The organism is Indolivaga alginatilytica (genome assembly GCF_003201355.1).
GTDB classification, from domain to species: domain Bacteria; phylum Bacteroidota; class Bacteroidia; order Bacteroidales; family Dysgonomonadaceae; genus Dysgonomonas_A; species Dysgonomonas_A alginatilytica.
Genome location: NZ_QICL01000003.1, coordinates 92,265 through 108,703 on the forward strand (window position 1 = coordinate 92,265; position 16,439 = coordinate 108,703).

Here is a 16,439-nt window from a genome sequence, read left to right on the forward strand (position 1 = left end):
AAATAGATTTTCGGTTGCTGTGTTTTTTAGTTTCAATAAACAACTAACTAATTTATGAAAAAGTGTTTTTTCGTGTTTGTTTGTCTAAGTGTATTTGTATTATCGGCTCATTCACAACTTCGTTTTGGAGCAAAAGGAGGTGTGAATCTTTCGGGGGTATCGGTTTCAGGTAATGACGGGGTAAATCAATTTGTAGACAAAAATGTAACCGGTTTTCAACTTGGTGCATCTTTGGAATGGATGATTAAGGGAAGATATGGACTTGAAGGTGGACTTTTGTACTCGGAAAGAGGAATGAAATTCAGAGGCGGTGACAGAAATAAAAATGGCTATATAGATATACCTGTCAATGTGAGGGTGAAATTCCCTGTTTCGAAAACAGTTACACCTTTTGTAAATGCAGGACCTTATATTAGTTTCAAAGTATCAGGTGATGACAATTTTTCTGCTATTTCGGGTGATATAGATGATCAATGGAAAGCGCAAAGCTTTGGAGCCGGACTGAATTTTGGAGGAGGAATAGAACTCTTTAAGTTTTTACAGATTGGTGTCAATTATGGTTTAGCTATGACTGACAATTATAAAGAAAGTGATGGAAACTACAAGGTAAAAGACAGAACTTGGTCTGCTACTGCTGCTGTCTATTTCTAAGGTATTTCTAAAAAATACAAATAACAAAAAAGCTTCTGGAAACAGAAGCTTTTTTTATTGGGCATAAATAGAGTCTATCAGCTTTATTCTATTATTAACTTCCTAGTTTTCTGCAAATAGAGTAAAAAGGTGTATTTTTGTGTCCAAATGAAAGAATACAGATTAACAGATTGGTTGCCTACAACCAAGAAAGAAATAGAATTGAGAGGATGGGAAGAGCTGGACGTTATTCTCTTCTCGGGTGACGCCTATGTAGATCATCCTGCTTTTGGTGCTGCTGTGATCGGCAGAATACTAGAAAGCGAAGGATTAAAAGTGGCTATTGTACCACAACCCAACTGGCGTGACGATTTACGTGATTTTAAGAAACTGGGTAAACCACGTTTATTCTTTGGGGTTACGGCAGGAGCCATGGACTCGATGATAAATCATTATACAGCAAATAAACGTTTACGCTCGGATGATGCATATACTCCTGATAGTAAATCGGGCATGCGTCCCGACAGACCATCCATCGTTTATACAAATATCCTAAAAGAATTATATCCTGATGTTCCTATTGTTTTGGGAGGTATAGAAGCTTCTCTACGCAGGATAACTCATTATGATTATTGGGACGATGTGCTTCGCAAGTCGATATTGTTCGATGCAAAAGCCGATATATTGGTCTATGGAATGGGAGAACAACCTCTGCGTGAAATTGTAAAGCGATTGAATGACGGACAATCAATCCCCGATCTGAAAGATATTAAGCAAACAGTTTATTTAACCGGGTCTTATGATGAACGGGAGAAAGATACCGTTCTTTTTCCACACGAAGAATGTCTGAAAGATAAGCTCAAGCAAGCCAAGAACTTCAAAGTTGTGGAAGAGCAGTCGAATATGGTAAATGCTTCGCGGATCATACAACAATCGGAAAAAGAGTATGTGATAATCAATGAGCCTTACCCTCCGATGAAGGAAAACGAGATTGATGCCTCTTTTGATTTACCTTATACCCGGTTACCTCACCCTAAATACAAAGAAAAGACTATCCCTGCTTTCGAGATGATTAAATTCTCGGTAAATATGCACCGCGGATGTTTTGGAGGATGTGCTTTTTGCACCATATCAGCCCATCAGGGAAAATTTGTAGCTTCTCGATCTAAAAAGTCTATCCTTAAAGAGGTAACTCAAATTACCGAGATGCCCGACTTTAAAGGTTATTTAAGCGATCTGGGAGGTCCTTCTGCAAACATGTACGCCATGCGTGGCAAAGATGAGTCTATCTGTGGTAAATGCAGGCGTCCGTCATGTATTCACCCAAAGATATGTAAAAACCTGAATGTAGATCACTCTGCATTATTGGATATATATAAATCGGTAGATGCACTCCCAAAAATAAAGAAATCGTTCGTAGGAAGCGGCGTAAGATATGATATGCTTCTTCATCGCTCGGATGATGATAAATTGAATAAAGTATCCGAGGAATATGCCCATGAACTGATTAAGAATCATGTGTCGGGACGTCTCAAAGTAGCACCCGAACATACATCCGATACAGTTCTTAATTTTATGCGTAAACCAAGTTTCAGTCAGTTCTATGCATTTAAGAAGATATTCGATAAGGTGAATGACGATTATGGTATGAAGCAGCAGATGATACCTTATTTCATATCATCACATCCCGGATGTACCGAAGTTGAAATGGCAGAATTAGCTGTGACAACCAAACCTCTTGGTTTTAATCTGGAACAGGTGCAGGATTTTACACCTTCGCCCATGACTCTGGCTACTGAGATATATTATACAGGCTATCACCCTTACACTCTCGAAAAAGTATTTACGCCAAAAACCAAGGATGAAAAACTGGCTCAGCGACAATTCTTCTTCTGGTATAATAACGATTATAAACCCCAGATTATAAAATCGTTAAAGGGAATGAAAAGAGAGGATTTACTAAATAAGTTATACCCCGCAGGAATAGGGGGCAATACTGTTAACAAGACAAAAAGCTATAATCCGAACTTTAATAAGCGAAGAAAATAATTCAAATAATAGAAATCTTATTTTTATTCGGTAAAAAATCTTATTACAGAGGATAAGATATAATTATTAACTTTACTTTTGTTAATAACGAACAGTCCTTAAAGACGTATACCAGAGCTATCTTAACTGAACGGACAATAAATAGGTTTAAGACCTTAAAATAAAAATATATGAATCAAATTTTTCAAGTATTCTGTAAGAATGACAATCAGCATCATTATTTGCCTTTAGGTATTACTTTGGCTGATGCTCAGAAATTAATGAAAATAGAGAAACCTTATCTGATAGTTAACTGTAAGGTAAATAATAAAACAGAATCGCTCGATTACCGTTTATATCAACCCAAGCATATCGAGTTTGTTGATATGAGTGAGTCGTCGGGAATGAGAACCTATGTGCGTTCGCTGTGTTTTATATTGGCGAAAGCTATCTCTGAAGTTTTCCCTAATGCAAGAATGCGAATAGAACATCCTATCTCTAAAGGATATTACGGAAGAGTAGGCGGTAAGGATAAGCTTACCGAAAAAGATATTAATAAGATCAAAGCCGTAATGGATGACCTCATTAAGGAGGATATTCCTTTTGTGGCATTAGAGGATGAGAAAGATAAAGTAGTGGAGCTTTTCAGAGAACGAGGGTTTGAAGACAAAGCCTCACTGTTGGAAGCATCGGATTCGGTTTATTCGAAATACTATCGTTTAGGAGACTATTTCGATTATTTTTATGGATACCTCGTTCCTTCAAGCGGATATATAAAGTTGTATGATATTGAACCATATCTTAACGGCTTTTTATTGCGTGTCCCTAACCGAAATCATCCCGTAGAGCTGGAACCCCGTATTGAACAACCGAAGATGCAACAGGTTTATCTCGAACATCTGAGATTTCTGAACATATTGGGAATGGAAAATGTATCGGACTTGAATAAAGCGAACAAAAGTGGAAATATGTCGGATGTGGTGAAAGTTGCTGAGGCTTTACAAGAAAGGTCTATAGGTGATATTGCTGAAAAAATAGCCGGTCGTTTCAAAAAAGGAGTTCGTATTGTGATGGTATCAGGTCCGTCTTCATCGGGAAAAACGACTTTTAGAAAACGTCTTGAAGTGCAATTGATGGTCAATCTTATAAAGCCTGTCGGAATTTCGCTGGACGACTATTTTGTAAATCGAGAGGATACACCGAAGGATGAGAATGGCGATTACGATTACGAATCGTTGTACTCCCTTGATCTAAAGCAATTCAATGATGATATGTCACGTTTATTGAAGGGTGAAAAAGTATCACTTCCAACCTATAATTTTACAACAGGACAACGTGAGTATAATGGGCATGAATTACAGATAGACGAAAATAATGTTATTATTATAGAAGGCATTCACGGACTGAATCCTGAATTGACCAAGTCTATAGATGACAGTAAGAAATTTTTGGTATATGTATCAGCTCTTACTACTATATCCTTAGACGATCATAACTGGATATCTACTACCGATAATCGCCTTATTCGTCGTTTGGTAAGAGACTTCAATTATAGGAATTATTCGGCTATTGATACCATATCCAGATGGAATAGTGTAAGGCGTGGCGAAGAAAAATGGATTTTTCCTTATCAGGAAAATGCAGACGTAATGTTCAATTCTGCCATTATGTATGAGCTGGCTGCACTACGTAAATATGCCGAACCGATCTTGATTCAGGTTCCTAAGACAGCTCCCGAGTTCTCGGAGGCGAACCGTCTGCTTAAGTTTCTTAGTTATTTCAGCTATATAAATGATTCGGAAATGCCACCGACATCGTTGTTGAGAGAATTTATGGGTGGAAGCAGTTTCAAGTATTAAGACTGTAAATTGATAATATCGACAATTAAGTAAATGAATTTGCTTAAAAATGCGTGGGTATTTGTCAGTTACGATAATTGTTTATATTTTTGCATCCGCTTTGCGTAATCTCTGACGAGACAAACTCGTGAATATTGCGTATTGTTTTACAATATAAAGCTATAATAGTCATGGATTTAATGAAGATTGCACAAGATGCATTTGCTACAGGTAAAGAACATCCTCAATTTAAAAGTGGAGATACTGTAACTATAGCATATCGTATCAAAGAAGGTAACAAAGAGCGTGTACAGCAGTATCGTGGTGTTGTTATCAAAATCGGCGGACACGGCGCTAAAAAACGCTTTACTGTACGTAAAATGTCAGACAATATTGGTGTAGAACGTATCTTCCCTCTTGAGTCTCCGTTTATTGACAGTATCACTGTAAATAAAGTTGGTAAAGTTCGCAGAGCGAAACTATATTACCTACGTGCTCTTACAGGTAAAAAAGCAAGAATTAAAGAAAAGAGAGTGGCTCGCGCTTAATCTTTCCTCACTTCATAAAGAAGCACTTCAAGCAATTGAGGTGCTTTTTTATTTCACTATATTTGTAGCAAATGATACAATCAACATGAAAGGAAAAGATAGACCTATATTCGATGCTAAATGTCTAAAAAAATACAATATCAGGAAAAATTTTGTTTTTATAGGAGGTATAATTACGTTTGTGCTATTTCTGTTATTTACAATCAATAATACTGTAGAATTTGCATTTTGGTTTGCCCTAATTGTTTGGTTATTATATGGTTTTATTTTTTCTTTGGTTATCTTTAGTGAAGAATACTACAAACCTAAACAGATAATGAAGAGACTAAGCTCTGCTAAATATCTATATTTCGACAAAGCAGGTTTTGAAGTTACCGAGAATCTCACTTTAAAGGGGAGCTATAAAGGTTTTGATATTATACTATATCCTCAAACGATATACAAACAAAAAGAAAAAAATGTGACTTACGATGTTATTGAGACCTTCTATACCATTAATGAAGAAAGCTGTTTGGAGAAGAAGGAGAAAAATATGAGCGGGAAATATAATATAGGAGAACTGTTCTTCCAAAATCAAGCTGTTAGTTTTGTTCCATACAAATGGTGTAATCCGGATTATGAGTCTATCATAGAAGATCTTATAAATATTCTAAAAAGAGAAGAATTAAAACCATTATCAAAAAAAGATTGGGATGAGAGAATAGGTAATCCTCTGAGGCTTAATACTAATTTGGAGGAAGAACAAGATGAACTGAGAAGAACTAAACAGATAGTAAAAATTGGAAACATATTAGACATAAAATATATTAAGCCAAAGGATAAATAAAATGTATAAAAGCGATCCCTCTTATATAATTTATTAACCTTAACTTTTGATGTTTATTGCTTAACTTCGTTCCTTGGAGGAAAAAAGATGATAGATCAACTTACGATAGATAGGATAATGGAGGCTGCACGCATCGAAGATGTTGTTGCAGAATTTGTTACGCTTAAGAAAAAAGGAATAAATTTTGTCGGATTGTGCCCGTTTCACTCCGATAAAACACCCTCCTTTTATGTTTCTCCCTCCAAAAATATATGCAAATGTTTTGCATGTGGAGAGGGAGGAAGTGCCGTGCATTTTATCATGAAGCACGAGCAACTTTCATACTATGAAGCTCTTCGTTATCTGGCAAAAAAGTATAACATCGAGATACAGGAGAAAGAACTTACCGAAGAGCAAAAAAATGCTTATAATGAGCGTGAAAGTCTTTTTATCCTGAATGAGTATGCACGGACTTATTTTATAAATACACTTCATCAGCATAGCGAAGGAAAAACTGTAGGACTGAGTTATTTCAGAGAACGGGGTTTCAGAGACGATATTATCAAAAAATTCCAACTCGGATATAGTCTCGAACAAAGAGATGCTTTAACGCAGGATGCACTGAAAAGCGGATTTAATAAAGACTATCTGGTTAGAACGGGATTGACTATAGAAGGCGATAACTATATGGTCGATCGCTTTCGTGGACGTGTCATGTTTCCTGTACATACTTTGTCGGGAAAGGTCGTAGCCTTTGGTGGACGTATTCTTAAGAAGGCAGAGAATACAGGTAAATATGTAAACTCTCCCGAAAGTGATATTTATCACAAGAGCGATCAGTTGTATGGTATTTACTTTGCTAAGCAAGCCATTTCGAAAGCCGATTGTTGTTTTCTGGTAGAGGGTTATACCGATGTTATTTCGATGCATCAGGCCGGAATTGAGAACGTAGTGTCTTCGTCGGGTACTGCATTGACTCTGGGGCAGATAAAACTGATTCATCGGTTTACACCTAACATAACCGTTATTTATGATGGTGATGCAGCGGGTATAAAAGCAGCATTGAGAGGTATTGATTTACTCTTGGAGGATGGTATGAATATAAAGGTAGTTCTTTTACCGAATGGTGAAGACCCTGACTCATTCTCTCAAAAGCAAAATGCAGAATCATTCACCGGTTATATCAGACAGCATGAGGTAGACTTTATCCGCTTCAAAACACAGTTGTTATTAGATGATGCAGGTGAGGACCCCATAAAAAGAGCTTCGCTTATCTCCGATATTGTGAATAGTATATCTATTATTCCTGATGGTATTATCCGTTCTGTATATACTCGTGATTGTAGCGTACTGTTAGGAGTGGATGAGCGGGTTTTGATAAACGAGATCAATAAGAAGCGTTTGGCTTATCTTGAAAAAGAAGGGCAAAAGCAGCCTCAGCAGAATAATATGCCACCTATGGAGGATGATTATCCCCCATTAAATATTCCGGAAGAATTTCAACCTCAAATACTTCCAAAATCACCTTTCGATAAGTTCGAACTGGCTATTTTGTATTATGTTGTCCGATTTGGTGCATTACAGATGATTCAGCGAGAGCCGGAAGACGGAGAGGAGCCTCACGAAGATATAACCGTGCTTGAATATATTAAATTTGATTTAGAACGTGATGGGCTTTGGTTTCAGAATACATTGTATAAAGAAATTTTAGATGAAGCCATCAGTATGATGGCGGATCAGAATTTTGTTCCTGCCCGTTATTTCTTAGCTCATCCTAAGCAGGAAATAAGCCGTTTAACAGCCAATTTGCTGGAAGATCGATACGAATTAAGCAAAGTTCATACAAAACAGTATGGTGACGTTAAAAAAGAGGAAACTCCGATGGCTGAGGAAAAGCATCTGGAGACATCGGTTCCTCGTGTGCTTACCGAATTAAAAGATGCTTTTATCTCTTACCAGATGAAAACTATCAAAGAGAAGATGAAACATGCACAGAAAGCAGGAGACTTCGATGGCTCTGTAGTTCTTATGCAGCAGTTGAAAGAACTTGACGGAATAAAAAAGACTTTAGCAAAAGTATTGGGGGAGAGAGTTATACTTCGCTACTAAGGTTGAAAAGTAGATGTCTGAGATGTCTCTCATTAGTAATAGTAAAAATAATAACCCCTCGGAAACACTTAATTTCCGAGGGGTTATTTATTCTATGATTTAGATCTTTCTCCTTATAGATAACCTCTGACAATTCCTCGTGGAGAGTTCTTGATGAACTCTACGATTAATTGAGATTCGGCTGTTTTCTCTAATTCCTGCTCAATTTTTGCAGTCGCATCAGAGAAATTATATCCCGATTGATAAATCAAGCGGTAGATCTCCTGTATCTGATTTATTTGTTCATTAGTAAAGCCTCTTCTGCGTAAGCCCACCAGATTGATACCTGCATAAGCAACAGGATCGCGACCTGCAATGATATATGGAGGAATATCTTTACCCAATCGAGTTCCGCCTTGTATCATTACATGTTTCCCGATACGCGTGAATTGATGTACCAGAACGCCCCCACTTAATATTGCAAAATCATCTATCTCTACTTCTCCGGCAAGTTGGGTTGCATTTCCTATTATAATATTATTCTGAAGTATACAATCATGCGCAATGTGGCTATAAGCCATAAGCAGACAGTTGTCTCCTACAATAGTTTTTCCTTTCGAATCGGTTCCCCTGCTTATCGTGACACATTCTCTCACTGTTGTATTGTTGCCAATAACAGCAATAGAATCTTCTCCGTGAAATTTTAAATCCTGAGGTATTCCTGATACCACTGCACCGGGATAAATTGTACATTTTTCGCCGATACGAGCTCCAGATCTGATATTTGCATTCGACATTATATATGTGCCATCCCCGATTACCGTATTGTCATCAATATAAGCAAATGGTTCGATGATTACATCTTTGCCTATTTGGGCATTAGGGTGTATGAATGCATTAGACGAGATATTTGACATGGATCAAATTTTAAATTATTTATTTTTTACGATTTGGGCAGTGAACTCAGCTTCTGAAACTACTTTTTCCCCAACAAAAGCATAACCCTTCATGTTTGCGATACCTCGTCTGATTTCAGATGTAAAGTCTAGTCTGAAAATCAGAGTGTCACCCGGTACTACCTTTTGACGGAATTTTACGTTGTCTATTTTTAGAAAATAAGTCGAATATCTTTCGGGCTCATCTACTCTGGCCAGAACTAATACACCTCCAATTTGCGCCATTGCTTCAATTTGCAATACTCCGGGCATAACAGGCTCCTGAGGAAAGTGTCCTTGAAAGAAAGGCTCATTTGTTGTGATGTTTTTTACACCTACAATATGTTGTTGTCCGATCTCGATGATTTTGTCAACCATTAAGAATGGATATCGGTGAGGTAATAATTCCTTTATTTTGTTGATGTCAAGAACAGGTTCTTTGGTTATATCATAAACAGGCGGTTGCACATCATTTAGCTTGATTTGCTTACGGATAATACGAGCCATCTGGTTGTTGATCTTATGACCGGGGCGTGTAGCTATTACACGTCCTTTAATCGGCTTACCGATAAGAGCCATATCACCAATAATATCCAATAGTTTGTGACGGGCAGGCTCGTTTGGAGATTGGATTGGTTTATTATTTATATATCCCAATTCTGAAGCATTTTTATGTGCTACTCCAAGAAGATCACCCAGCTTGTCTAACGCTTCCTGCGATATTTGTCTTTCGTATATTACGATGGCATTATCCAGATCGCCGCCTTTTATAAGACCGGCTTCTAATAATTTTTGAATATCTCTTACAAAAACAAATGTTCTTGCACTCGCTATTTCTTTTTCGAAATCATTCAGATCATCCAAAGATGCCGACTGATTTGGTATATATGTCGATTCGAATTCAATGAACGAATTAATGCAGAAATTTTCATCAGGAAGCAGAATCAGTTTAGAACCTGTTTCTTCATCACAAACTTCCATTTTTCTGCGAACAATATAAAAATCGCGATCGGCCTCTTGTTCTACCAACCCGACGTTTTTTATAGCTTGAACATATTGTATTGCACTTCCGTCAAGAATAGGAAATTCGGGGGCGTCTACTTCTATCAGGCAGTTGTCAACGCTCAATGCATATAAGGCAGACATTGCATGCTCTACAGTGCTTACCTGAACATCGCCTTTGATAAGGACCGTACCTCTCTGTGTTCCTCCTACATTTTCGGCAAGAGCATCTATAACAGGTTCTCCTTCAAGATCGATTCTTTTGATCTTATATCCGTGATTTTCCGGAGCAGGATTAAATTTAATCGTAATAGGTAACCCTGTATGTAATCCTTTTCCCTGTAAAGAAAAACTCTCTTTAAGTGTTTTTTGTTTCTCCATTATAATTCCTCATATATAACATCTTAGAGGATGTTTTTTTATTTAGATTGTTTGTTTTGTTCTTCTTTTAATTGCTGTATTTCTTTTTCCAATTGATTCAATTGGCGATACATGTCGGGTAGTTTTGGAAATATGATGCTCGATTTGAAAAAATCTTTCACCGGAATAGCAGGTGATCCGAGTATTTGAGCATTCTCCTTAATATTGCTTATAACACCTGCTTGTCCTCCTATACTAGCATTGTCGCCAATGGTTATATGCCCTCCCAGGCCTGCTTGTCCACCGATCACACAATGTTTTCCTAATTTTGTCGAGCCTGAGATTCCGGACTGAGCAGCCATAACAGTATTTGCACCTATCTCGACATTGTGAGCTACCTGAATAAGATTATCCAGTTTCACTCCGTGACGAATAATAGTTGCATCCATCACAGCTCTGTCTATGGTTGTGTTTGCACCTATCTCGACATCGTCTTCAATAATAACGATGCCCATTTGTGGAATTTTCTTGTATATATCTCCTTCGGGAGCAAAGCCAAATCCATCGGATCCGATTACTGCCCCTGCATGAATGATACAATTGTTTCCGATTTTACATCCCGGATATATTTTTACTCCCGGATATAATATCGTATTGTCGCCTATTGTACAACCTTCACCTATATATACCTGAGGGTGTACAAGCGTATTGTCGCCTATTATGCTTCCGTCCGCAATGTATGCAAAGGCACCTACGTAAACGTCACTGCCTAGTTTTGCGCTATCGGCAACAAAGCTCATGGGTTCGATCCCCTTTTTTCTCGGTTTCGATTTCTCTACCATATCCAATAACATAGCTAAACCTGCATATGCATTAAATACCCTGATAAGAGTAGCTTTTACGGGTTTTTCTGCAACAAAGTCGTTGTTAACCAGAACAACACTTGCTTCAGTTGAATATATGTAATTGGTGTATTTGGGATTGGCCAAAAATGATAATGAGCCGGGTTTCCCTTCTTCTATTTTAGAAAAATCGCTAACTTTAACAGTCGGGTCACCTTCGATTGTACCCTTCAGAAAATCAGCAATTTGTTGAGCCGTGAATGAAAGTTGCATAAATGAGTCGAATATTTCGATGAAAATTGTTTTAAACTGCGAAATAAGGAATAATTTTCCAATAATGATGTTTTTTTACCCAGAAAATACGAGCCAATCCACTAATATACTCTTTATTACTTAATTCAACAAATTTAAAAAGCAACACAAGAAGTATACTAATATCAAAATATAGAAGGTTATAACCTTCCATTTCTGCTCCACCAATGTGAAAAAATGAGCCAATAAAATTGACATACTACAAGAGATCATATATAAATTAAGTGTCGGGTCAAAGATGATAAAGAAAAATGTAAGGATCGAAAATAAGGAGGCAAGATGTAAAAACTGAATATTAGCTCTGATTCTGATCTTATCCCGAAAAGAGTTGGTCTGATAATCCAGAGAGATAATGATGAGAAGAATCAAGGCTATTGCAACTAATAAACTTTCTCCGGTAAATGACGTATTTTCGATCGAACCATTCAATATCGGATATAAATGATTGAAAGGCTCTAAAAAACCAGCGATATTATTTTGCCATAAGAAAAAAGCAAAGGATAGCCAGTATATTGTGGCAATACCTAAAATGGAAATGATGAATGTTTTGAAATTGAAAATACGCATCATCCGGAAGCCCATCCAGAATAAAGGTAGATACATTAATGTGAAAAAGGAAAAAAGACTGCTTATGCCAAGTACAAATCCCAATGCATATGCATTTCTGCCACCTGATTTATCCTGATAAGAGGAATAAAGGATGTCTACACATATAAGGAATGCAAATGCCGAGACATAATAATGAGTCATGTATATAAATACGGGATGCGAACTGAAAATAAGACTTCCGAATACATACAGAAGATAAGTCCGGTTGCGTATTAACCCGTGTTTGGCATTCAATTGGGACGCATAAAAAGATATTGAAAATACAAAAAATGTACTGACTATAAATGATATGGTTCCGTTTGATAGAAGTTGCGTTAAAATGCCTGTCCAAAGATATCCGGTCCCAATGTTTTCATTGCCGGGAGCTTCCTTGACGAGGTAAAATATAATAAAACGTATAAGGAATGTCAGTATAATTGAAAATAAAACAAGGTTCTTATTTTCAACTATACTTTTTTTATATTGTCTTATGGCATCCATTAAAATCAGTTATCAGTTATCGGTCAACAGTTATCACTTGTTTGCTTTTTTTACTTCAGTAAATGAAAGTATTTAATGATATACTTTCTGATTATAACAGACTATTGCTGTTATGCTTACCAAAGCAATAAAAAGGTCTAAGACCTTATTTCAGATCGAAACCTATATCTTTCCTGTAATATTTACCTTCGAAATCTATTTTGTCGGCATTAGCGAACGATTTATTTAAGGCTTCGTTTTTGCTGTCCCCATATGAACTTATGGCAATTACACGTCCTCCATTAGTGACGATTGAGCTGTCAGTAGTAGCAGTTCCTGCATGAAATACAATACTGTCTTTTACCGATGCTAACCCTGAAATGGTTTTTCCTTTTTCATAATCTCCGGGATATCCGCCTGATACAAGCATAACAGTTGTTGCATAGCGATTGTCTATCTCAAGACTTTTTGATGCCAGTGTTTCTTTAGCAACGCCATCGAGTAGTTCTACAAAATCCGATTTTATGCGTAGCATTACAACCTCAGTTTCGGGATCTCCCATTCTGACATTATATTCAATTACCATCGGTTCGCCTTGTACTTCAATCAGCCCTATGAATATAAAGCCTTTGTATATAATATTATCAGATTGTAACCCTTTCACCGTGGGTATTATTATACGCTCTTCTACCTTTTTCATAAAGGTATCATCTGCAAAAGAAACAGGCGATACGGCTCCCATTCCTCCGGTGTTAGGACCTGTATCTCCTTCTCCAATCCGTTTGTAATCTTTGGCTACAGGTAAAATCTTATAGGATTGACCGTCTGTAAGTACAAACACAGAACATTCTATCCCTGAAAGGAATTCTTCTATAACTACCGTATTGCTTGCATCACCAAACATTCCGCCAAGCATTGCTTTCAGTTCTGTTTTGGCTTCATTCAAATCATCTATAATAAGTACGCCTTTACCGGCGGCCAAACCATCGGCTTTAAGTACGTAGGGTACCTTTAATTCTTCGAGGAATGTGTAGGCTTCTTCTAAATTTTCAGATGTGAAACTTTTATAGCGGGCTGTAGGTATGTTGTGACGCATCATGAAGCGTTTAGCAAAATCTTTGCTACCCTCCAGTTCTGCTCCAAGCTTCGAGGGTCCTATGACGGGAATGTGTTTAATATCATTGTCATTGATGAAGAAATCATAGATTCCTTTAACCAATGGGTCTTCGGGACCTACTACAACCATATCGATATTTTTATCAATAACTTCAGCTTTTACAGAAGCAAAATCAATAGGTGAAATATTCAGGACTTCGGCAATCTGCCCGATACCTGCATTTCCGGGAGCAACATAAAGTTTATTGATTTTTGGACTTTGTAGTATTTTCCATGCTAGAGCATGTTCTCGTCCTCCGCTTCCCAATAATAGAATATTCATAAAAGATATGTTTTTAAGGCCTCAGACCTATTTGTTACTTTGGTAACCATAATAGCGAGAGATAGTTATAGTTGTAAAATGTAACAATAAATAGTTACTATCACTTAATATGGTAAATATGTTCTTCTTCTTTTTATAATGATGAGTTGGCAAAGATAATAATCTTAATTATTATCTGTATATATACAAAGACTAGAAAATGGTGATAAAAAAAATACTGCTCAATTTACAAGGTCTGAGACCTTATTTGGAGAATAATTAAGAATCCAGACCTTTTTCCCATTTGCTGACTACTGTTGTGGCAAGCCCATTACCTAAAACATTTGTCATACTGCGAGCCATATCACAAAAGTGATCGATTGGAATAAGTAGGGCTACTCCTTCGGGGGGGATGCCAAACATGGCGCATGTTGCCACTATAATTATTAACGATGCCCGCGGAACTCCCGCTATACCTTTACTTGTAAGCATCAGTACAAGCAACATTATTATTTGTGTGGAGAGATCCATTTCAACCCCATATAATTGAGCAATAAATATGCTGGCGAAAGTCATATACATCATACTGCCATCCAGATTGAATGAGTAACCTAAAGGCAAAATGAACGATACTATTTTAGGGTTGCATCCGAATTTTTCCAGTTCGTCAATCAGCTTGGGGAATACTGCTTCGCTGCTTGTCGTTGAAAATGCTATAAGTAAGGGACTTTTTATAGCCTTGATTAGAGCGAATACCCTTTTGCCTAAAATAAGATAGCCTATAAATATCAGTATAATCCATAAGGAGACCATTCCTATAACAAAGGCGAGTAAAAAATGAGCATATAACTTAAATATGGATAATCCATGAGAACTCACGGCAGCAGTAATAGTCCCGAATACTGCAATCGGAGCGATCCACATAATGTACCCTACTATTTTGAGTATAACATGAGATATGATGTCAAGAGCTTTGCTGACAGGTTCACCTTTCTCTCCAAAAGATGCGAGAGCCACACCGAAGATTACTGCAAATACTAATATTTGAAGTATCTCGTTATGTGCCAGTGCTTCAAACAAACTCTTTGGGATAACATGATTTACAAACTCTGCAAGAGTAAGTTTTTGGCTGTTCGCTATAAGATCGGTCGCATTTGCCGTATTGCTAAGATCAAGAGTTGCTGTGTCTCCCGGTCTTAGTATATTTATCCACACCAAGCCTATTGTGAGAGATACAAGTGAAGCCGATATAAACCAGAGCATGGCTTTTCCGCCTACACGGCCTACCATTTTCATGTCTCCCATTTTCGAAATGCCGACAATAATCGTACAAAAAACTAATGGAGCAACAATCATCTGTATCAGGCGGATAAATATAGTACCTAACAGTTTAATGTTATCAGAAACTATAAGTATAGTTTTCAGAGAGCAGAAACTGTGTACGCATTGACCCACTATTACTCCGAGAGTTAATGCTATTATGATATAATAAAATAGAAGATTGTTGTTTGATTTGCTTTCCGGTGATACTGCCATTATTTATTATTGGGTGTTTGTATTGATGTGAATTTGCCGTAAAAGTATGAAAAATGTTTTATTATCTCTTGTTTTGCTTATTTTAGGAGTGTTTTTTTTGAAATATGTGATATTTTGATGTGTCTTAAATGAAAGAAAGGACTCGTCTTTTGGACAGTCCCCTCTTTTGTTTTAAGCTACGATCTATTGCATAATAAGTCTGGCTATAATTCTATTTTATAGTAATCCTACTTGGTAGGAACTAATTGTTGCTTGTGCTCGATTAGCTAGGCTTTAACTCTAATTCCCGATTCTTTATAGATTCTGATAATCATTATTTTATAGCTGCTATCCTACTGATATATTTTCCTATAATGTCAAACTCTAGATTTACAATAGTTCCAACCTCAAATTGGTGAAAATTAGTATGCTCATAAGTGTAAGGGATAATGGCAACCTGGAACGAATTGTCGGTAGTATTAAAAACGGTTAGGCTTACTCCATTTACCGTAGCTGACCCTTTATCTACGGTTAGATAACCTTTTTTTGCCATTTCTTTGTCGTAATCATATTCGAAAGTAAAATACCAGCTGCCATCCGCTTCCTCTATCTTAGTGCAGCGTGCTGTCTGATCAACATGACCTTGTACGATATGTCCGTCAAGCCTGCCGTTCATAAGCATGCTTCTTTCAAGATTTACTTTATCATCTATTTTAAGAAGACCCAGATTTGATCTCTCCAGAGTCTCTTTAATTGCAGTTACGGTGTACGTGTCTTCGGTAAGATCTACAACTGTAAGACATACTCCGTTGTGAGCTATACTTTGGTCAATCTTCAATTCATTGACAAAAGAGCAATTAATTGTTAAATGGATATTCTCGCTTTCTTTACGCACAGCTACTACTTTTGCAGCTTCTTCGACTATTCCTGAAAACATATAAATATTGATTAAATGATTGATTGAAGGTCTCAGACCTCTTTATTCCTTGGTAATGCAATAGACCCCAATGAGAGAAACAACTCCTTCTCTCATTTCTCCTTCTCGGTGGGG

The 16,439-nt window shown here is 37.1% G+C and carries 13 protein-coding genes; 6 read left to right on the forward strand and 7 right to left on the reverse strand.

Annotated features, from left to right (window positions below; translation table 11 throughout):
- Nucleotides 1-54 precede the first annotated feature (54 nt).
- The 6 genes from CLV62_RS04325 (at nt 55) to dnaG (ending at nt 7,958) form a co-directional block, all read left to right on the forward strand.
- Complete coding sequence (locus CLV62_RS04325; RefSeq protein ID WP_110309564.1) at nt 55-651, forward strand: porin family protein; 597 nt, start codon at nt 55-57, stop codon at nt 649-651.
- Between the two features lie 147 nt (nt 652-798).
- On the forward strand, nt 799-2,679 hold the full coding sequence (locus CLV62_RS04330) for a YgiQ family radical SAM protein (protein WP_110309565.1): 1,881 nt from the start codon (nt 799-801) through the stop codon (nt 2,677-2,679).
- A 170-nt stretch (nt 2,680-2,849) separates the two neighbouring features.
- A complete protein-coding gene (locus CLV62_RS04335) occupies nt 2,850-4,517 on the forward strand; it encodes a nucleoside kinase (RefSeq protein ID WP_110309566.1) in 1,668 nt (555 codons plus the stop codon).
- 170 nt (nt 4,518-4,687) lie between these two features.
- On the forward strand, nt 4,688-5,044 hold the full coding sequence (gene rplS, locus CLV62_RS04340; RefSeq protein ID WP_110309567.1) for a 50S ribosomal protein L19: 357 nt from the start codon (nt 4,688-4,690) through the stop codon (nt 5,042-5,044).
- An 85-nt stretch (nt 5,045-5,129) separates the two neighbouring features.
- On the forward strand, nt 5,130-5,870 hold the full coding sequence (locus CLV62_RS04345) for a hypothetical protein (RefSeq protein ID WP_110309568.1): 741 nt from the start codon (nt 5,130-5,132) through the stop codon (nt 5,868-5,870).
- An 87-nt stretch (nt 5,871-5,957) separates the two neighbouring features.
- Entirely contained in the window at nt 5,958-7,958 is a 2,001-nt protein-coding gene (dnaG, locus tag CLV62_RS04350; protein ID WP_110309569.1) for a DNA primase, read from the forward strand.
- A 113-nt stretch (nt 7,959-8,071) separates the two neighbouring features.
- Here dnaG and lpxA read toward each other — a convergent pair whose 3' ends face one another.
- The 7 genes from lpxA to CLV62_RS04385 all read right to left on the reverse strand — a co-directional run bounded on the left by lpxA (nt 8,072) and on the right by CLV62_RS04385 (nt 16,325).
- A complete protein-coding gene (lpxA, locus tag CLV62_RS04355; protein WP_110309570.1) occupies nt 8,072-8,854 on the reverse strand; it encodes an acyl-ACP--UDP-N-acetylglucosamine O-acyltransferase in 783 nt (260 codons plus the stop codon).
- 15 nt (nt 8,855-8,869) lie between these two features.
- Entirely contained in the window at nt 8,870-10,255 is a 1,386-nt protein-coding gene (locus tag CLV62_RS04360) for a bifunctional UDP-3-O-[3-hydroxymyristoyl] N-acetylglucosamine deacetylase/3-hydroxyacyl-ACP dehydratase (RefSeq protein WP_110309571.1), read from the reverse strand.
- 38 nt (nt 10,256-10,293) lie between these two features.
- Complete coding sequence (gene lpxD, locus CLV62_RS04365) at nt 10,294-11,349, reverse strand: UDP-3-O-(3-hydroxymyristoyl)glucosamine N-acyltransferase (protein WP_110309572.1); 1,056 nt, start codon at nt 11,347-11,349, stop codon at nt 10,294-10,296.
- Between the two features lie 120 nt (nt 11,350-11,469).
- Nucleotides 11,470-12,477: a hypothetical protein gene (locus CLV62_RS04370; RefSeq protein WP_110309573.1), complete on the reverse strand. Its 1,008-nt coding sequence runs from the start codon at nt 12,475-12,477 to the stop codon at nt 11,470-11,472.
- 145 nt (nt 12,478-12,622) lie between these two features.
- The gene (purD, locus tag CLV62_RS04375) at nt 12,623-13,894 is read right to left on the reverse strand and encodes a phosphoribosylamine--glycine ligase (RefSeq protein WP_110309574.1); all 1,272 of its coding nucleotides are present in this window, start codon (nt 13,892-13,894) and stop codon (nt 12,623-12,625) included.
- Between the two features lie 258 nt (nt 13,895-14,152).
- Nucleotides 14,153-15,409 (reverse strand): dicarboxylate/amino acid:cation symporter, encoded by a 1,257-nt coding sequence (locus tag CLV62_RS04380; RefSeq protein WP_110309575.1) that lies wholly within the window; start codon nt 15,407-15,409, stop codon nt 14,153-14,155.
- A 313-nt stretch (nt 15,410-15,722) separates the two neighbouring features.
- Complete coding sequence (locus CLV62_RS04385) at nt 15,723-16,325, reverse strand: riboflavin synthase (protein WP_110309576.1); 603 nt, start codon at nt 16,323-16,325, stop codon at nt 15,723-15,725.
- Between the last annotated feature and the right edge of the window lie 114 nt (nt 16,326-16,439).